Source organism: Paenibacillus nuruki, from assembly GCF_963311185.1.
Taxonomy (GTDB): domain Bacteria; phylum Bacillota; class Bacilli; order Paenibacillales; family Paenibacillaceae; genus Saccharibacillus; species Saccharibacillus nuruki.
In genome coordinates this window covers 4,869,321-4,888,154 of the sequence record NZ_OY725677.1, presented here as the reverse complement: position 1 = coordinate 4,888,154, position 18,834 = coordinate 4,869,321, and the positions used below count along the sequence as shown (strand labels likewise).

Sequence of the window (18,834 nt, the reverse complement as noted above, 5' to 3'; positions counted from 1 at the left end):
AAAATCATTTTATAAAGATACATACAAAAAAAGACCTTGCCAGAGCAAGGTCTTTTTCCAAAAACTAATATTAACGAAGCAAGGACAATACGCCCTGTGGTGAAGAGTTTGCTTGTGACAACATCGATTGGGAAGCCTGTACCAAAATGTTATTTTTGGACAATGCTACCATTTCCTTAGCCATATCTGTATCACGAATACGTGATTCAGATGCTGTTAAGTTTTCTACCGTTGTTCCCAAGTTGTTTGAAGTGTATTCCAAACGGTTTTGTACAGCACCCAAGTTCGCACGTTGTGTTGCTACTTTTTCAATCGCAGAACTGATAGAAGAAAGTGTACTACTTGCAGTCAAGCCTTTAAATCCACTTGTTTTAACACCAGAAATAGTGATTTTGAAAGTACTATCATCTGCTTGAACTGTAACATCAGATGTAATTTTGATACCATTGAAAGTAGTATTACTCATGATGCTATCAATTTGTGTACCCAATTGTTTCAACTCAGCATTGATATTGGATTTATCTCCAGTACTGTATGTTCCGTTAGCTTTCTGAACATTCAATTCTTTCATACGTCCAAGCATTGAACTGACTTCGTTCATTGCACCCTCTGCTGTTTGTGCGAAAGAGATACCATCTTGTACGTTACGTTGTGCTTGCTCTAATCCGCGAATTTGTCCGCGCATTTTTTCAGAGATGGATAGTCCTGCTGCATCATCGGCTGCACGGTTAATACGTAGTCCGGATGATAGTTTCTCCATGTTTTTGCTTGCCGCTGTGCTGTTCATACCCATGTTGCGTTGCGTGTTTAAAGCTGGAATATTGTGATTGATAATCATTGTTATTTCCTCCTTGAATTCGGTTATCCCACATCCATGTGGTTTTTTTGGCGATTAAGCTTGAGGCCGTACGCTCCTCAAGTACTTCTGTCGCTCTATTTTTTATATCGGTATTTTTTTTTGTTTTTTTATAGATTTTAGAAATCTATTTTAATTTTTCTCAAAAAGTAATATTATTATTTCTTTTCTGTAGTTTCTTCACTTAACCAATCTTTCAAAAATTCAGAACCTACAGCGGCGCTTTGATTACTTAATTGAATAGCTTCATAAATTTCTTTACGATGAATATCAATATTTTTAGGAGCCGCAATTCCTAACTTGATCGTATCTCCATCAATAGCTAGAATAGTCACTTCGATTTGATCGTCGATCACAATCGATTCGCCCTTTTTACGTGATAATACCAGCATTAGGATTCGCCTCCTTTTGCTACATTAGGTTGTAATGGATGTCTTATCGTGTATTGCGTATTCTGTAAAATAATTTGCTTAGCTTGATGATTATCGATATTAAAAATAATGGGTGCTACTAAATTAACGGTACGATGTTCCGCTTTTTTATTCCATGACACAATATTACGAATAACCACATGTTCTTCTTTTGTAATACCTAATTCATCTACCACTTCTTGTGGTAATTCAAATTCATAATCAGGGTAGTATACAAATGGATCAATCATAATAAAACTCGTTTCGGGATGTGAAGCTGATTGTAATAAGCTAAACGGTGTAATTTGTTGAACAACCATATATTCTGTAATTTCGTGAAAACCAGGAATTCCTTTAGAAAAAGTATATACTCCTTCTTTTTCAGTCGTAGATTGGTTAGTAGCCGTTTGTGAATCGGACATGTAAGTCTATTCCTCCTTTTTTTGAGAAAAAGGCTACGGACAAGGTGGTCCATAGCCTTTTGAATTATATATAAGTTTATCCCATAAAATTAACTAAAGATAGTTGTAACGCTGAAGCCGACGTTTTAAGTGCTGCTTGATATACTGTTTGAGCCGCTGTTGCTTTGATAAGTGTCTCAGCTACATCTGCATCTTCAACTTTGGATTGCAATGTGGATACATTAAGATCACGATCTTCAAGTCGACTTTGGATCAGTTCTATACGGTTAGTTTTGGCACCTACTTCTGAACGAAGAGCGGACATTTTGGTTGCTCTAGATTCAATGTTTGGTAACTCTGCACTAATCGCTGCATGGTCGTTATTATTCATCGCCGTTGTTAAGCGATCGATCATAGCAAAAACATTATCTGTGTCTGCTTTAGAACCAAAAAAGTCATTACCTGAAGTACTTACTCCTAGCGATACATTTTCACTGATACCATAAGTGACTTGTCCTGTATCTGTTACTACATCAGTTAGACTTGTGACTGTATCTGATAATGTATACGGTTCTTCACCCAGTTGTTGTCCATTAAAAATATATTTACCTGTTAACTGACTATTACCAATATTGGCAAGCTGGCCTTTCAATTGCTCTAGCTCATCCTTAACTGCTGTCAGTCCACTACTATCTGTTGTTCCTGTTCCTGCTTGAACGGTCAATTCTTTGATACGAGTCATCACATCGCCTGCTTGACCCATAACTGTATCCGAATAATCTAACCAGCTCTTAGCTTCATCTGTATTACTTGTATATTGTTGATTAGCCGCTAACTCCGCGCGATAGCGAAGAGCATACGTTGTTCCTACAGGATCATCTGAAGCTTTATTAATTTTTCGTCCTGTAGAAGACTGATTACTAAGCTTATCCATATTTAAAAGATTGTTATTCAGATTCCTCACGGTTTGTGAAGACATCATGTTTGATGTTATACGCATTCCCATAGCTTCTCTACTCCTTAATTATTAAAGTCCGACTCTACCTGTACTGTTAATCAATTTGTCTAATAATTGATCAAAAGTAGTCATAAAACGGGAAGCAGCACTATAGGCATGTTGGAATTTAATTAAATCTGTCATCTCTTCATCCAGTGATACACCACTAACAGATTTCCGACTTGCATCTACTTGGTCTGTTAATGTTTTGGCATTCGCTGCTTGTCGAGTAGCTTCTTGAGAATCTACACCCATTTGACCTACAATACCATTGAAATAATCTTGTACTGTTGTAGGTGTAGCTCCACCGAAATCCATTTTAGTGTTTTGAAGTTCAGTCATTAACAGTGCAAGACCACCATTACCTGTAACCACTTTTTCATTCGCACCTGTTCCTGTTGTACGTAAGGAGAATGCAATCTGACTTGCGTCATCTTGTAGTGTCTTATTCATCGTAATGTTACCTGCGTTAACGGTACCACTTCCATCAGTTGTTCCAAAGAAGTCTCCGCCAGCTTTACCTGAACTGTTATATCCTAATTGATGAAGACCATTAATACCTTTAACGGTAACTGTGAGGTCAGATGTTAGAGTACGATTACCTGCTGCTGTAGAATAAGTTACTCCATTTAGAACAGTTCCTTCTGGAATGACAGATCCTGAAGGTAATTTCACAGTAAGATCGCCATTTGCCAGTGTATTAGCAAGTTGGTTCAGTTGACTCTTATAATCAGCTACGTACGTATCTCTAGAAAGAAGATATCCATGTACTTCACCACTTGAAAGAGTTCCACCTTCATAAGCTGTTTGCAAAGAAGCCGCTGTAACTGGAGTTACAGTAGTACCTGTTACAGCATTTTGTCCACCAAAGTTAACTTGGTATCCATCTGATAATTGAGTTACTTGTACATTGCCGTATTTGGATAATTGATCTATAGCATAGTCACGGCTGTCCCGTAAATCATTGGCATCATTGCCCTGAGATTCCACTGACATAATGCTTTTATTCAGACTCCCTACTGTAGATAGTAGAGAATTGATTGTAGTCGAGTCTAAACTTACACTTGAAGTTAAGTTGTTGCTGAGTGCATCTAACTGTTTACTCATTTGATTCATAGCATCTGTTAGTGCCAATGTGTTCTCTTTCAAAATCTTTTGGTTGGTTGTGCTTTGTGGATTGTTACTAAGGTCAGACCAAGAACTCCAGAAGTTATTAATGACAGTTTGTAAACCTGTATCCGATGGTTCATTTACAATTGTTTCTAATTTGTTCAAAGTATCTGAACGAATATCCCAACTACCTAATGAAGAATTTTCACCTTGAAATTGAGTATCTAAAAATAATGAACGTACACGTTGCACAGAAGTTGCTTCTACCCCTGTACCAATTTGTCCAGCAGAAGTAGCGTTTTTGAAAGCAACTGCTTCTAAAGGATTTGTAGCACTAGTATGCACGACTTGGCGTGAATAACCTGCACTATCAGCGTTAGCAATATTATGAGAAACTGTACTCAGCGAGGCGGTCGTTGTCACCAAACTCCGTTTGGACGTTTCTATTGAATGAAATGTAGATGTCATGTTTTCCTCCTAATCTTATCCACGCGTATCGAATAGTCCAGAACGCGTAGCTCCATAAGCTTTATCGGCCGGATGTTGATAAGTTAAATCTTGTTCCGGTACAAGTGCCAACATTTCCAATGAGAAGTCCACATAATCCAAAGCTTGTTGAATCAGTTGCTTGTTGAGTTCATTGAGTTGTTGAAGAGTTTGCAGGGTGGCGGACAATCGAGAACGAGCTTCAAGAAGGAGTTGTTTTTCTTCCGGATCAAATACTAGACGAGCTAGCTCCGTAAGGTTTAAACGTAGCTTAGACTTAATACCACGTTCTAGCAAAAATGCATGTACAATCTCTTCACGCTCTTGTTCTTCATGGTCAATAAATTTCGCTAATTTAGATTCCTGATTCATAATAGCAATCATAGATTCTACTTCATTTTTGATAACAGCTTGCTTTTTGCGCTCACCGAGCTCGATCATTTGCATATGACAATCATTCATTTGATCGAGCTTTGCCACCAGTTGCTGCAAAGTCTCACTACTCATTGATTAATTCCCCGTTCCTTTTAGGAAAGGCAACAGCTTATCTGCAAGCGCGCCTGCATCCACATTATACGTACCCGAAGATACTTGTTCTTTCAGACTTTGAATTTTTTGAGCACGTTCTGCATTAGCAGAAGCTTGTGTGCTGTTTGCTTGTAACATTTCCATTGCCTCCGGCGAGATTGACACTTTGAATTTTTTGAGCACGTTCTGCATTAGCAGAAGCTTGTGTGCTGTTTGCTTGTAACATTTCCATTGCCTCCGGCGAGATTGACACTTCATCTTTACGATTTGCTTTTTTATCATTAGTTACCGATTTTGCTTCTGCTGCTCTTTGGTATGGGTTAATTGCACTTACGCGGTTAGTTTCGTTAATTTTCATGGTTGACACGCTCCTTAGTAATTTTAGTTGAGAAGAACTTCCTATTTGGTATAGGACGTTCTTTTTTTGATATCAGGAATCTTGGGTGATAAGCAAAAGGTTGTTTTCCTGATATCATATAGACAACCGATTTAGTATTTACTAAGATTATCGGACATTTTCGAAGTAATTTTTATAGTTATAAAGTGGTTAATTATAAAGCGACATTTCTCATTGCTTAAGTCCTAATCCTGCACAGGTATGCAACTTGAATCACTCATATAGCACTAAATATTGTCGTTATTTGACTTGTATATGGAAATTTCTTTACATATTTCGGAATTTGTCGACTGCCCGATAGGTACCTTGGGTTTTTTGTGCTTCTTCTTTTTTAGCTACTGTATCATCTTCATAAGCATGTTGGATATCTTTGTTAAGACGTGAACGACAAGAATCACACATATTACTATCACGAATAGGACTACCACATACTTCGCACGCATAAGACATATTAGGCGCATGTGCGATAGAAATACGTCCTTCTCTAATAAACTGTGTGATTTGCTTCACAGGCACTTCCACTGCTTCAGATAATTCAGTGATGGTTGTTCCTTTATGTTCACGTAAGTACTTGATGCAATCTTCATATTGGAATTCAATTTCTTTTATACAATTACCACAGATTCCTCTGAGGTTCATAACATGCAATTTACCACAACGTGGGCAATTAGCTAAGTTCATCCCGTACCGCCTCCTAATCATTACACTGTATCTTTATCATTTAAGCTCTTATTTATATTATATCGTACAATAGAGCTCCATTTATTAATAATAAACCTCAAATTAACGATTTATTTAATAGATTCTTTTAAATTGTTCTCAAAATAGACTAGAGTGATTCTAGAATCATTTTTAAGAGCGAGCCCATGTTAAGCTAAACACTTGTATATCTATCTGATGACATTTTCCTGCTTCAATTAATGCTTTGGCACAATTATTAATGGTACTACCGGTGGTATAAATATCATCAACCAATAGTATGTTTAACGTTGAAGACTGGTAGGTCGCCAACCATTGTGGTGTATGAGGTGCATAACTGAATACTTCTTGCATATTTAAAAGACGTGCCTGACGACCTTGTGAACTTTGCTTTAACGTATCTCGCTGCCTTACTAGAAGAGGGATATAGGATAAATGCTCATAAGTAGCTAAATATTCTGCCAGCACAGCTGCCTGATCGAAACCTCTCTGTATTAATCGTGTAGAACTTACAGGAACCCCGGTGACTATATCGATATTCCACCTTTTTTGATAAAACTCTATCATTTCTCGTTTCATTAGCTGGTAAGCTTCAATCATCATCTTACCTAGTAGTGGGGCATAGCGCTCCTGACCACGGTATTTATAATCGGCTATCCACTGTCTCATCGTATCATTGTAATAGACAGCACTACGGTTAAACATAAAATAGCGCTGAAAAGCAGATTTACGCTGACAATCAGGGCAGTATTCTCCTCGTCCACACACTTTACATTGTTGTTGTGTAATCCACGGAATAGCTAAAGCACATTTTTCACATATTTGAGGATACCTTTTCATAAGAGGTGCTTTTTTATGACAAGTCATACACGCAGTATATTGTGGGTGCAGATAAGATAACCATGTCTGCCAACGATTTTGCTTTAACATTGCCAATAACTCCTTTGTTAACGAATATCTGTTGATTTCGATAGATGTAGATAGCCTTTACGCTTAGCTATACGATTCATAAGTTTGATTTGAGCTACAGCTTTTTTCTGCTCAATCGTCCATTGCTTGGATGCAAAAATAACAAGGCCTTTCGGATCTTCTTTGGATCTTCCCGCTCGTCCTGCCATTTGTACTAAAGAAGCTGCATCAAATAAACCACTGTCAGCATCTAAAATATAAACATCGCTATACGGAATAGTCACACCTCGTTCCAAAATAGTTGTCGTTACCAGTATTCGTATCTGTTGCTCACGAAAAAGTAAAACCTTATTCGCTCGTTCAACATCTTGAGAAGAAGTACCTGCTATAGAAAGCTGTGGAAAATAGGATTGTAAAAGTTCAACCAGAGATTCTATCAAAGCGATTCGTGATACAAATACAAAGATCTGTGCTTGACGTGTTACCGAGTAACGCAATTGTTTTAATAAAGTATGTGCTAACTGCTTCTTTTTTAAAGCATTATTTACTGTCGGCATCGAAATATACTTGGGCACAGGTAAAGGATGACCATGAAAGCGAGCAGGCACCTTAGCATGAGCAAGAGTGCCTCTTTTAATCTCTTTTTGCAAAGCTGTAGGTGGAGTGGCTGATAGATACACAAAAGCACCATCCGATTTGCAACAACGGTTAGCCGCATAAGCCAGCATAGGATCATTGTGAAAAGGGAAAGCATCCAGCTCATCCAAAATAACCAGATCAAAAGCTTGCGAAAAACGGAGTAATTGATGCGTTGTAGCGATCGTTAGATCTGCTTCTTGCCAGCGATCTTCACTTCCACCATAGAGTACAGCCATCGTTGTGGTAGGAAAAGCTTTCGCCATTCGCGGAGCTAATTCTAGAACTACATCTCGTCTTGGTGTAGCTACTAATACTTTTCCTGCATTTTTTAACACGCTATCAATTAAAGGAAACGTCATTTCTGTTTTGCCTGCACCGGTTACTGCCCAAAGTAGGAAACGTTTATGTGTAAAATAGGAAGTCCTAGGAAACTTCTTTTTGTTTTTAATAAAATATAGGAACGATGTAGCGAATAGATACTTACTTAACATAGCTTTTGGGTTTAATCTATTTGCTGAACCGATCAAAAAATGCAGTGCACTCGTCGTGGCTTCTGTCTGTGCATCACTTAGTCCCCACTTTGTTTGTATATGTTCTGTATGGATAGGAATATCTATAGTAGAAAAAGGGGTCGTACGTGATGAAGCTACATATACCGATTGAATTAATAATGTACATTCACGGCTTCTACCTAGATTTAGGCATGTTTCACAATAGGCACATGCAGAACTGCCACAGCTGGCGCAGGGTGTATGATTCATAGTGTGGCTACCACAACGTTGACACTGATAACCTAAAATAGGATCTATATGAACACCTGTTAGTAATCGCAGTGATTGAGTGAGATAAGCGAGCTGGGTGTATGTTTTCCACTCCTGTATGTTATCTACTTGCTGATCTGTCATCATCATGATGTATTCAGTAGCCAGTAAAGAACGGCCTGTCATCATTTTTGCTAGTGTTATCGCTCCCAGCATGACTTGTTTTTTCCAAGTCGAGGATAAAGGATATTGAGTCCCTTCATTTTGCTTTTCTTCTATAGTAGATAGTAAAAAAGGAATATCCTCTGTTTTACCCAGCTTGTCATCCCACAAAAGCTGAATTTGCTCTATCGGAATAACAGACTGGATCTCACTATATTGAATATGGGAATGATTATAATTTCGTATACGGTTATACAGCCATTTTTCTATGTATTGCTTCCATTCTGTAGGACTCCAACAATCTGCACGATGATCAAGTTCTAAATATTGTTGGCATTGTATGGCCCAACCTAAAGGTATCACAGAAGAAATACAGATTATTTTCTGAGCACGTTCATCTCTTCGTTTCTCTGAAGTCCACCAGATGAGATCGATACGAAGATCCAGTGATATTTCAAAAAGCCATCCTTTAGACTTTCTAATAGCGTATAAAACAATATGCATGCCTGTTCTCCCTTCTATATAGAAATAAAAACAAAAAAAGCACACCTTCCCTATTCCTAGGAAAAGTGTGCTTCACTTTTACGTGTGTTTATCTTACAAATTAAAGAGTAACCCAACCATGTTTGATAGCATTGATTACTGCTTGTGTGCGATCATCAACTTCCATCTTTTGCAAGATACTACTCACATGATTTTTTACTGTTTTTTCACTGATGAATAGATATTCACCAATCATCTTGTTACTCTTACCTTCTGCCATCAAACGCAATACTTCGGCTTCACGGCGTGTAAGAGGATTATCGTCACCGGCTACAAATTTAACACCTGTATCGCCAGAGCTATTATTATCTGTTAAAACACCAGATTCATTTGTATATGTCATGCGGCGTAGTTGTTGAATCAACTTGCCTGTTACTTTTGGATGGATATAAGCATGTCCTTCCATAACAGAACGAATAGCATTGACCAAAGACTCAGCTTCCATATCTTTTAACAGATATCCTGAAGCCCCTTTACGCAATGTTTCAAATACATAACTTTCATCATCATGAATAGACAGAATAATAACCTTAATATCAGGGAATAGTTCACGCAATTTCTCAGTAGCGACTACTCCATTTTCGATCGGCATATTAATATCCATTAATACAACTTCTGGAGGATTATGATTACAGAATTCTAAAACTTGAATTCCGTCTCCACATTCACCTATAACTTCAAGGTCATCCTCCATATTCAGAATACGCTTTAGACCTTCACGAAAAAGCTGATGATCGTCGGCTAGCAATATCTTAATCTTTTTAGTGCCGTAATCATGGTTTTCCATTCTGTTACTCCTTTCACTTTTCCACGTTCGTCGGAATATGGATTACGATTTTCGTACCCTGATTTTCGGCAGATTCGATTTCCATTCTTCCTTCAAGCAATTCTACTCGTTCCCGCATACCAATTAATCCAAAATGAGTATGATCTTTGGTCTTTTGCTCTATCATATCCAACTTAAAACCGCGTCCGTTATCTTCTACAATCAACTTCACCATTTGTGACTGGAAAGTAATGATAACCGTTACATAAGTAGGATAAGCATGTTTAGACGCGTTAGTGAGTGCTTCTTGAACTAGTCGGTAAATCGCAGCTTCCATAGCAGAAGTGAGTCGATATTCCTTGCCTCTTGTTTCGAAAATCGTGCGGATTCGAGTTTTATTCTCAAAATCTTGCACATATTTCCTTAAAGTTGGAATGAGACCCAAATCGTCGAGGGCCATCGGTCTTAAATTAAAAATTACTTTTCTCATTTCTTCTAAACTAGAGCGCACTTGTCCCTTCAAATCTACTATTTCGTCCTGGACCATCTTATATTCCTGCTTTGTAATCATTCTTTCTACAATTTCGGTCCGAAGAACTAGATTTGCGAGCAATTGAGCAGGACCATCGTGAATTTCCCGGGAAATTCGCTTACGTTCCTCTTCTTGTGCAAGAATGATTTTTAGTCCAATGAGTTGACGGTTTTTAGCAGATTCCAAAATACGAGTGACTTGATTAAGTTCGCCAGACAGGTATTCTAACACAACCCCCATCTGCGAGCCGATCGTTTCAGCTCGCTCAATCGAACTTTCTACATTTTTCACCCGTTTTTGTAAATCATCCCGTCTTGCTTTTAAATACATTTCTTTCTCACGATAAATCATCAAATCCAATTGCAGTTGTGTTGCACGTTCATACGCTTGCTTGATGTCTTCTTCATTATACCGCACAAAGTCTCTGCTGACTTCAGTCAGTCGAATCCGAGAACTACGATAACTGACTTCAAGCTGATCTACTTTTTCAATCGTTTCAGTGGTTTCACGAAGTACCAATTCAAGTTCTGTATTTAACGAGAGCAATTCACTCCGCGAAGTATCCAAAATCTCGAAGATTTGATATTTGCTATTTTCCATAACACTTGTTGCATTCTTAATGACGTGATCTATTGCATCAGCGTGGAACTCCACTCGATCTTCTCCATTTCTGTAAGTCAATTGTATGATGCATGTATTATCATATCATAACTTATCACGATTGGATGCTTACCGTCTTGGTTTTCTGATCCCATTTTACAGTCAATCCAAGCTGTTCTGACACCAATCTTAACGGGACTAAAGTCCTTCCTGATACGACTAAAGGAGCAACTGTAGAACTTTTCAGCTTACCATTAGCTACATAAGCTTTATTATTTACAGTTAAATCCAGTAATTGTCCTGCACGTAAAATCGTCACTCTTTGACTACTTTGATTCCATGTCGCTTGTCCACCAAATGCATCCATTATATATTTAACTGGCACATAAGTCGCATTATTTTTAAGCATTGGAGAAACATCAATCGATTGTGCTTTGCCATCTAGTGTTGAAGTCTTTTTACCCACTGTCATTGATAATGTACCTTTTGGCATCGTATATGTTGCTGCCTGAGCTGCACCAGTTAAACGAATATTGTCCATAGCGATCATTCCTGTAGCTGCACGTTCATCTTGTCCTTCAGCTACATTTACCACATATACACGTTTTAATTTAGCCGGATAAGCGATGCCTGAACCAGAAAGATCAATATTTAGTGTTTTCCAACCACTCCAATTGATACTTTTCGCAAAATCAATATAGACGGTTTTGCCACTTGCATCAGTTACTTCACCACGTAACCAGTTGTAACTCTTATCTCCGTATACATCGACAGTTACACCTGTTGTCCCTGCTGTAAGTGCTTTACCTGCTGTGCCACCAAATTGAGCATATGCATATTTTTTACTTGTTCCTGCTGTCATATCATAGGTTAATTGTAACACTTTAGAATTCGCATGATCGCCTGTTCCTTGTGTGACTTGAGCTGTTCCTTTAACTGTACTTGGATTTCCTAAGAAACTAACACTATAATTCGGATTTTCAAAGTCTTCCCATGTACTCGTTGCTCCGCCGCCAGCAGTCAATACCATCATTGTACTGAAACCATCATAGCGAGCAATAGCGTATCCCACTGTAGTACCACTATCTACTGAAGAAATACTTAATTGTCCGTCTTTCACACTACCTTTGAATCCAACAAATTCCCATTTTAATGTTTCTGGAGAAATCGTTAAGTTAGAACCATCTTTTAATGTAGCTGTTACAGGTACGGCAATGGTAGTGCCTGCTTGCAATGTAGCTGTAGAACTTGCTGTAGCTAAACTTTGAATAGCTTCAGCTCCTACGACATTGACATTCATACTTGTACTTACGCCACCGCTTGAAGCAATAATTTTAGCTGTTCCATTTTTGGTTGCTTTGAACTCGCTACCTGTCCATTTAATATTGCTACTTCCTGCTTTCCAGGATGGGTTAATTCCAGCAGTACTGATCGGATTATAATACGTATCATAACCATTAGCTTCATATTTAGCTGTTTGTCCTATCAATAATTGCTTAGGACCATTAATACTAAAGCCTTGTACTTTACCTTGTGGAGCTGTTGTATAGACTCCTAGACCGTTTACGACACTGCGTTGAGTGTTACCGCCATATTCTGTTGCGAACGTCAGATCCGCTTGTGTCTCGCCTAAAGGACGTGTAACTAAAGTCGTTGACCCACCGCCATCTAAGTTAATACCTTTCCATACACCGATAGAAGACATAAATGATTGCAATTCATATAAAGACATACCTGCACTATTATCATTATCTTGTACAGTTACAATATAAGCGTATCGCCCATCTTGTGAATAACCGACAGCTGTACGTGCACGATTTCCACCAATAGCTGTTGTACTACGAGAGAAGGAACTTGGTTTCCCTTGATCCACCAGAATCGTATGACCACCGATCATCATTTGCAAAGTAGTTGGATCAATCGTTTTACCTGTAGATTTAGCTTGTAGGCTATAGTCTGTTGTTACTTTTTGTCCAACTTTCATATGTTGTTGTACAAATTGAGCTGCTTTACCATGGGTACGCAAAATATAAGCACCTTTTGGAACCACTTTTTGAATCGTAGCATTAACAGAAATTTGTGTAATGACTCCGCCTTGAACAAGCACTTCTGTAGGTGTTGTTGAACTGTTAGCAGGACGCTCGATAGCTTTCCAAGCATCTGTATAGATATACATCGTATTCGAATGGCTAAATGTACCGTTCGGTTCTGTCATATAAGAAGCTTGGTTAATTCCTGCTAGGTCAAACGTAGAACCATCTTCTGCAGTAACTTTACCTTGAAACGCAAATTGATCAATCATAGGTGTTCCATCTTTAGTCACACCAAAAGCATACATTCCTTTTAATTCAGAAGGACTGGACATCAATACCCCTTCAGAAGCTTGTGCTCCCATCGGTACGCCTTCACTAGCTGTATTAAAGTAGTCACCATTAACACCAGCAACTGCCTTTGTTTCCTGTGCCATACCTTCAACCGATTGTTTCGTTGTAAATTGATTTCCTTTACCGGTCATTACATTTAAATTGACATATGGGTTTTTCAAATCGACTTTAACAACATCCGCCAAAACAGAAACCGTTTTTCCAGAACGAGCTGTTTTGTAACGATACTCCAAAAGCTTTGCTCCAGAAGTTATGTAGCTTTCATTCAATTGAGTCGTTTCAGCTGCACTAGCAATGTGTGTGGGTAACCAAGGTACCTGAGTAAAACCAATTTGTAATGCGGGTTGAATCCATAACGAGCCTGCAATAGTTAAAATCATCCATTTGCGTGCTGTTTTTGTTTTGCCTGTCATATGTTAAAACGCTCCTATTCGTTGAAAATTCAGTCGATCATTTGATTGGTGTTTAGAGTTCTTATAATGTTCGCCTTGTTTATCATAACGTTGTTTAAGTACAGATGCCACTTCGACACAGTACACCTCATAAGAATATAGACTACAATAGAAGCAAAAAGTTACGGTAAACCAATCATTTTTCTGTAATCTCATGAGAAATGCTAACTTCTTGCTAGCTGATCTACATTATATAAGGTACATAGAATGATAGTTCCAGTTCCGAATAATGGTATTGGTTTTGAGCATAAAAAAGAAGGCTTCTCGAAAAAAAATCGAGTCACCTTCTTTTATCTAACTATAGTGGTTGAACCAATGTATTATAGTCCAGCTTGAGATTTCAATAATTCTGCTTTATCGACTTGTTCCCAAGGAAGTTCAACATCTGTACGACCAAAGTGACCATAAGCAGCCGTTTGACGATATAAAGGACGACGAAGATCAAGCATGCGAATAATACCAGTAGGACGCAAGTCAAAATTGTTACGAACCAATTCTACCATTTTTTCTTCGCTTACTTTACCAGTTCCATACGTATCGACACTGATTGATACAGGATTAGCTACACCAATAGCATAAGCCAATTGGATTTCACATTTATCTGCCAAACCAGCAGCAACTAAGTTTTTAGCAACATAACGAGCTGCATACGCTGCAGAACGGTCTACTTTAGTTGGATCTTTTCCTGAGAATGCACCGCCACCATGACGTGCATAGCCGCCATATGTATCTACGATGATTTTACGGCCTGTTAATCCAGCATCCCCTTGAGGTCCACCAATAACAAAGCGTCCTGTTGGGTTAATAAAGTATTTAGTATCTGCATCAAGCAATTCAGCTGGAACTACTGGAAGAATAACGTGTTCACGAATATCTGCTTGGATTTGCTCTAATGTAGTTTCTTCAGCATGTTGAGTAGATACCACGATAGCATCAATACGAACAGGCTTACCATCTTCATACTCTACAGTTACTTGAGTTTTACCATCAGGACGCAAATAATTTAGCGTACCATCTTTACGTACTTCAGCCAAACGGCGCGCGATACGGTGAGACAATGCGATTGGTAAAGGCATTAATTCTGGTGTTTCGTTTGTAGCAAAACCGAACATCAAACCTTGGTCACCAGCACCAATATTTTCTGTTTCTTTCTCCATTAAAGCTGTATCACGTGTTTCTAATGCAGAGTTAACACCTTGAGCGATATCAGCAGATTGTTCGTTTAATGAAGTAAGTACAGCACATGTATTATAATCAAAGCCATACTTGGCACGTGTATAACCAATTTCCTTGATTGTATTTCTTACGATAGATGGAATATCAACATACTCCGAATTGGTACTTACTTCCCCGATAACTAACACCAAACCTGTAGCCACTGCTACTTCACAAGCTACACGAGCATTGGGATCATTAGCTAAAAAAGCATCCAGTACAGCATCAGAAATTTGGTCACAGATTTTATCTGGATGTCCTTCTGTTACAGACTCTGATGTAAATAAATGTCTCTTAAGAGTAGACAAGAGTTTTCAACCTCCCATATGGATATTAAGGTGTCAGCACGGTGTAGACAGCTTGATTAATCTAAAGTTGCTACACAAAAAATGAACCCTTTCCATAAGGAAAAGGTTGCTATACAAGCCTCAACAGTCATATTAACGTATTTAATACCAGGTGTCAAACGCTAATCATTATACCACAATCTATATTTTCTATACGTAAAAGATTTAATAGTCAATTGTAAATAAGCTGGATGACTCAGAACATAACATAGATTTAACTATTTTGTTTTATTCTATTTCAGATAGAGAATATCTATCTAGTTGAGCTTGAGATTTTTCTTATAGAAATATGATCTTACTGAATTTTGTAGTCACCGATCACTAAAACAGTCGCATTATATCCTTGAGTCATAGCCACTTCCACCCCGCGTCCATCTCTTGGAAATAAAAGCAGATGATTATTAGGAATAGCTTGGGACCCACCCATTTCACTTCCAGCCGTCAAATCTAAAATTCCATTTTTATCAGAACTGTATACTACAGCTTTACCGGTACGCACAATGACTTCTGTCCCAGCTGCTGCTATCAACTTTTTACCTGGACGTATTTCTACAACTTTTGTAGTCAATGTAGGCGTTGCTACAGGAGAAGGCGTTACACTCGCTGGAGTTGTAGCAGGAGGAGAAACAGGTGTAGTAGGTGTATTGTTTTTAGTACCACTATTGGTAGTAGTACTACCTACAGAACCACTAGTACCTCCACCCAATGCTTTTTGAATTTGTTGATCTACATAACTTTTGGTGACTACCGGATCATCCGCAGAACCGAGTTGACTACTAGCATTACTAGTCGTGATAAGAGAGCTACCTACCCAAATCCCGATACCAATCGTAGCTGTAGCCATTAGCCATGTTGCATACTTTTTCATACTATATCCTCCTTAAATAAACATATAAAACAAAAATACCCCGGAGCAGTTGCCCGCTCCGAGGTATCTAAGCGAAAGTAGTTATACTTTCTATATGACAGTGTTCATATCAGAAGATATTACTTGCTGTTTACAGTTACAGTTTTAGCAGCTGCATCGTACATTACTGTAGCGTCAAGAGCTTTACCAACCCAAGCGATAGGCAATACAGTACGGTTAGCTTTAGTTACTGCTTTAACATCCATGTTGATTGTAGAACCGTTGATAGTCAATTGGTTAGTTTTAAGTTTCAATTGAACTACGCGGTCTCCTTTGATCAAAGTAACCATAGAAGTTGCTTTGTCAAACAAGATGTTTGCAGGAGTTACACCCAATGCTTCAGCTACGTAACGAACTGGCAAGTAAGTGCGACCATTTTCTACATAAGGAGCAACTTCAGCAGTACGAGTTTCCCCGTTTACTTTGTAAGCAGTGCTTCCGATTGTGTAGATAGCTGTTACAGCGTTAGACTCAACACCTGTAGCTTGTGTTCCGATAGTTGCGATAGTTCCTTGTGCAGCATAACGGTAGCTATCTTTCCAAGTTTGAGTAACATCACCGAAACCGTGGTAAGCAGTGTTAGCAGCGCCATCACCTTGTACTTTAGCAACAATGTTACCTTGTGGTACAGTACGGTCAATACGCAAGTTTACGCCGTTGATAGCAATAGTACTAGCAGTAGTACTTTCGCTGTCTACGTAGAAACGCATTACGCCTTGAGTACCACTGTTGTTGTAAGTATCAACAGATACGTTACGGATAGTCAAGTCACCAGAAGTTACAGATACAGTAGGAGTAGACCCGAATGTTACGCCAGCTGGAAGAAGAACTTCTACCAAACCGTTGTCGTCATCAGTCAATGCGCCTGCTGCGCCTTCTTTAAGTGTCAAGTTACCGATGTTTGCACTATCAGAACCGATTGCAGCACTGTAAGTTGCATCAGAAGCAGACAATGTTAGAGATGGAGTAGCTGTTGCTACTTTAACTGTACCAGTCAAACCTTGGCTACCAGCTACAGCAACATTCAAGTCACCACTGAATCCAGGTTGTACTGCTACTTCAACATCTTTCAATGTAATAGAACCAGCATTGTTGTTAGAGTTGTTTACAGAACCAGTTGGGAAAGTCATACGCAATGTACGGCCATCAGTACCAGTATAAGAGATGTTTGGTTGTCCCAAACCATTAGCAGTATCGATAGAACCAGTAGTAGTTGTTGCATCAGTACCGTCTTCGTATACAGACTGCCAACGAGCACCCTCAGGAAGTTGCAACGTTACTGTACGTCCAGCGATGAAAGATCCTGCAACGGATTCTTTAACAACGATGTCACCCAATTGTTGCTCATCTTGACCAGCAATTACAGTTGATGGAGAAGCTACAGTTACGCCACCACCATATTGTCCGTAAGAACCTACTACCAATGAAGAAACATTAGCAGAAGAGTTACCACTTACAGATGCAGTGATATCGCCTTCTTTAGCTTTATCTTCGTCTTCAACAGAGAATCCAAGATCTAAGTTGAAAGAAGAAGCTGTACTAGACAATGCTGCTGTATTAGTAGCTGCAATAGTCAAAGTATCTCCATCAACAGAAGTTGTCAAATCTGCAGAAGTCAAATCACCATATAAAGGTGTGAAAGTTCCTACTGCATTCCATTCAAAACCAGATGGTAATTTGAATTTCAATGCGTTACCAGTTTTCAAAGATGCTGCAACAGACTCAGTTACTTTCAAAGTGAAGTTGAAATCGTCGCTGCTAGATTGTGTGTCATTAGCTTCAAGAGCTACTTGACCAGAAGATACTACTGTTGCTACTTTAACGTTACCAGTTGGCAAACCGCTTGCAGTAGAAGCAGAGAACGCCAAGTTAACATCGCCTGTGTTAGGACCAGTTGCTTTAATGTTATTTAAGTTCAAGAACAATTCAGTATCATCTGCAGCGTTAGCACCGTTAAATACGATTTTAGCAGATTTATTGCTTGTTCCGATTTTGTAAACAGAAGCAGTTACAGAAGTTCCGTTGTCAGAACCTAGTACTTGAAAACCGTTTACTCCAGGTGTATTAGCAGTAGTGTTTTCAAAGTCAGAAGCGAATTCAAAACCTTGTGGCAATGTTACTGTTAATTCTTTAGAAGTACCATCCAAAGTGTATTGATCAACGTTTACTTTAACGCGTCCCAATTGGATAGAATCTGCAGAACCAGTGCTTAGTGTTGGTACGTTGTAAACATCAAAACTACCAGATGCATGTGCTGCTGTTGGAGCAACGATACCTGCTACTGGAGCGATACCTGCTAGCATAGCAGCGCTTGCTGCTACGTTTAATACTTTTTTAGTAGACTTTTTCATAAACTTTTGTTCTCCTCCTTGAATATCATAAACATTTTTTTTGTTTTTTTGTTTGTTGTGGATTTTGTCACTCATCAGTCGTTACACCCCCTCTCCGAGTTTAAAGCAAATCCCTTTTTGTATGATGATATCTGTGACAAAATCACAGAAAATCGTAACCGGAATATTTGTCAATCGAAAAACCGCAGTGCACAGAAGTTATTATACATTGCGTCAATGATGCCGTAAAGACATTTTTTCACATTGAGATCGACTAAACATTCCAAAAGTTAATCTCAATTTAATAACCTGTCAGCAATTATGTTGCCTTGTTTTATCGGGTTCATATATGTAGACGCAGGTTTCTTCAAAAAGTTGCGGTTTTTCAAAAAAAGTTTTCTGG

The 18,834-nt window shown here is 38.6% G+C and carries 17 protein-coding genes; all 17 read right to left on the bottom strand.

Features of this window, described 5'->3' with window-relative positions; translation table 11 throughout:
* Positions 1-70: 70 nt before the first annotated feature.
* A complete protein-coding gene (locus RCP16_RS21690; RefSeq protein WP_308641308.1) occupies positions 71-838 on the bottom strand; it encodes a flagellin N-terminal helical domain-containing protein in 768 nt (255 codons plus the stop codon).
* A gap of 176 nt (positions 839-1,014) precedes the next feature.
* A complete protein-coding gene (csrA, locus tag RCP16_RS21685) occupies positions 1,015-1,248 on the bottom strand; it encodes a carbon storage regulator CsrA (RefSeq protein WP_069328646.1) in 234 nt (77 codons plus the stop codon).
* Positions 1,248-1,688 (bottom strand): flagellar assembly protein FliW, encoded by a 441-nt coding sequence (locus tag RCP16_RS21680; protein ID WP_273592537.1) that lies wholly within the window; start codon positions 1,686-1,688, stop codon positions 1,248-1,250. The genes csrA and RCP16_RS21680 overlap by 1 nt, the downstream gene beginning before the upstream one ends.
* A 76-nt stretch (positions 1,689-1,764) precedes the next feature.
* Positions 1,765-2,673 (bottom strand): flagellar hook-associated protein FlgL, encoded by a 909-nt coding sequence (gene flgL / locus RCP16_RS21675; protein WP_308641307.1) that lies wholly within the window; start codon positions 2,671-2,673, stop codon positions 1,765-1,767.
* 21 nt (positions 2,674-2,694) lie between these two features.
* Entirely contained in the window at positions 2,695-4,242 is a 1,548-nt protein-coding gene (flgK, locus tag RCP16_RS21670) for a flagellar hook-associated protein FlgK (RefSeq protein ID WP_069328649.1), read from the bottom strand.
* 15 nt (positions 4,243-4,257) lie between these two features.
* A complete protein-coding gene (locus tag RCP16_RS21665) occupies positions 4,258-4,767 on the bottom strand; it encodes a flagellar protein FlgN (RefSeq protein WP_069328650.1) in 510 nt (169 codons plus the stop codon).
* 3 nt (positions 4,768-4,770) lie between these two features.
* Positions 4,771-4,932 (bottom strand): flagellar biosynthesis anti-sigma factor FlgM, encoded by a 162-nt coding sequence (locus RCP16_RS22525; RefSeq protein ID WP_371748142.1) that lies wholly within the window; start codon positions 4,930-4,932, stop codon positions 4,771-4,773.
* Positions 4,892-5,146 (bottom strand): flagellar biosynthesis anti-sigma factor FlgM, encoded by a 255-nt coding sequence (locus tag RCP16_RS21660; protein ID WP_371748141.1) that lies wholly within the window; start codon positions 5,144-5,146, stop codon positions 4,892-4,894. Before RCP16_RS21660 ends, RCP16_RS22525 begins: the two co-directional genes overlap by 41 nt.
* Positions 5,147-5,452: 306 nt before the next feature.
* The gene (locus RCP16_RS21655; RefSeq protein WP_069328652.1) at positions 5,453-5,866 is read right to left on the bottom strand and encodes a TIGR03826 family flagellar region protein; all 414 of its coding nucleotides are present in this window, start codon (positions 5,864-5,866) and stop codon (positions 5,453-5,455) included.
* 171 nt (positions 5,867-6,037) lie between these two features.
* On the bottom strand, positions 6,038-6,814 hold the full coding sequence (locus RCP16_RS21650; protein WP_308641306.1) for a ComFC family protein: 777 nt from the start codon (positions 6,812-6,814) through the stop codon (positions 6,038-6,040).
* Between the two features lie 17 nt (positions 6,815-6,831).
* Positions 6,832-8,859 carry an ATP-dependent helicase ComFA gene (locus RCP16_RS21645; RefSeq protein ID WP_308641305.1) on the bottom strand — a complete coding sequence of 676 codons (2,028 nt, stop codon included), beginning with the start codon at positions 8,857-8,859 and terminating at the stop codon, positions 6,832-6,834.
* A 100-nt stretch (positions 8,860-8,959) separates the two neighbouring features.
* A complete protein-coding gene (locus RCP16_RS21640) occupies positions 8,960-9,685 on the bottom strand; it encodes a response regulator (RefSeq protein WP_069328654.1) in 726 nt (241 codons plus the stop codon).
* A gap of 13 nt (positions 9,686-9,698) precedes the next feature.
* Complete coding sequence (locus RCP16_RS21635) at positions 9,699-10,850, bottom strand: sensor histidine kinase (protein ID WP_069328655.1); 1,152 nt, start codon at positions 10,848-10,850, stop codon at positions 9,699-9,701.
* 61 nt (positions 10,851-10,911) lie between these two features.
* Entirely contained in the window at positions 10,912-13,593 is a 2,682-nt protein-coding gene (locus RCP16_RS21630) for a stalk domain-containing protein (protein WP_308641304.1), read from the bottom strand.
* A gap of 359 nt (positions 13,594-13,952) precedes the next feature.
* Positions 13,953-15,155 carry a methionine adenosyltransferase gene (gene metK / locus RCP16_RS21625; RefSeq protein ID WP_069328657.1) on the bottom strand — a complete coding sequence of 401 codons (1,203 nt, stop codon included), beginning with the start codon at positions 15,153-15,155 and terminating at the stop codon, positions 13,953-13,955.
* Between the two features lie 334 nt (positions 15,156-15,489).
* On the bottom strand, positions 15,490-16,062 hold the full coding sequence (locus RCP16_RS21620) for a hypothetical protein (protein ID WP_308641303.1): 573 nt from the start codon (positions 16,060-16,062) through the stop codon (positions 15,490-15,492).
* Between the two features lie 119 nt (positions 16,063-16,181).
* On the bottom strand, positions 16,182-18,527 hold the full coding sequence (locus RCP16_RS21615; protein WP_308641302.1) for a copper amine oxidase N-terminal domain-containing protein: 2,346 nt from the start codon (positions 18,525-18,527) through the stop codon (positions 16,182-16,184).
* Positions 18,528-18,834 lie beyond the last annotated feature (307 nt).

Excerpts from the sequence above, each read along its gene's own strand:
- RCP16_RS21690 (WP_308641308.1), bottom strand. The coding sequence starts at position 838 with ATGATTATCAATCACAATATTCCAGCTTTAAACACGCAACGCAACATG.
- csrA (WP_069328646.1), bottom strand. The coding sequence starts at position 1,248 with ATGCTGGTATTATCACGTAAAAAGGGCGAATCGATTGTGATCGACGAT.
- RCP16_RS21680 (WP_273592537.1), bottom strand. The coding sequence starts at position 1,688 with ATGTCCGATTCACAAACGGCTACTAACCAATCTACGACTGAAAAAGAA.
- flgL (WP_308641307.1), bottom strand. The coding sequence starts at position 2,673 with ATGGGAATGCGTATAACATCAAACATGATGTCTTCACAAACCGTGAGG.
- flgK (WP_069328649.1), bottom strand. The coding sequence starts at position 4,242 with ATGACATCTACATTTCATTCAATAGAAACGTCCAAACGGAGTTTGGTG.
- RCP16_RS21665 (WP_069328650.1), bottom strand. The coding sequence starts at position 4,767 with ATGAGTAGTGAGACTTTGCAGCAACTGGTGGCAAAGCTCGATCAAATG.
- RCP16_RS22525 (WP_371748142.1), bottom strand. The coding sequence starts at position 4,932 with ATGGAAATGTTACAAGCAAACAGCACACAAGCTTCTGCTAATGCAGAA.
- RCP16_RS21660 (WP_371748141.1), bottom strand. The coding sequence starts at position 5,146 with ATGAAAATTAACGAAACTAACCGCGTAAGTGCAATTAACCCATACCAA.
- RCP16_RS21655 (WP_069328652.1), bottom strand. The coding sequence starts at position 5,866 with ATGAACTTAGCTAATTGCCCACGTTGTGGTAAATTGCATGTTATGAAC.
- RCP16_RS21650 (WP_308641306.1), bottom strand. The coding sequence starts at position 6,814 with ATGTTAAAGCAAAATCGTTGGCAGACATGGTTATCTTATCTGCACCCA.
- RCP16_RS21645 (WP_308641305.1), bottom strand. The coding sequence starts at position 8,859 with ATGCATATTGTTTTATACGCTATTAGAAAGTCTAAAGGATGGCTTTTT.
- RCP16_RS21640 (WP_069328654.1), bottom strand. The coding sequence starts at position 9,685 with ATGGAAAACCATGATTACGGCACTAAAAAGATTAAGATATTGCTAGCC.
- RCP16_RS21630 (WP_308641304.1), bottom strand. The coding sequence starts at position 13,593 with ATGACAGGCAAAACAAAAACAGCACGCAAATGGATGATTTTAACTATT.
- RCP16_RS21620 (WP_308641303.1), bottom strand. The coding sequence starts at position 16,062 with ATGAAAAAGTATGCAACATGGCTAATGGCTACAGCTACGATTGGTATC.
- RCP16_RS21615 (WP_308641302.1), bottom strand. The coding sequence starts at position 18,527 with ATGAGTGACAAAATCCACAACAAACAAAAAAACAAAAAAAATGTTTAT.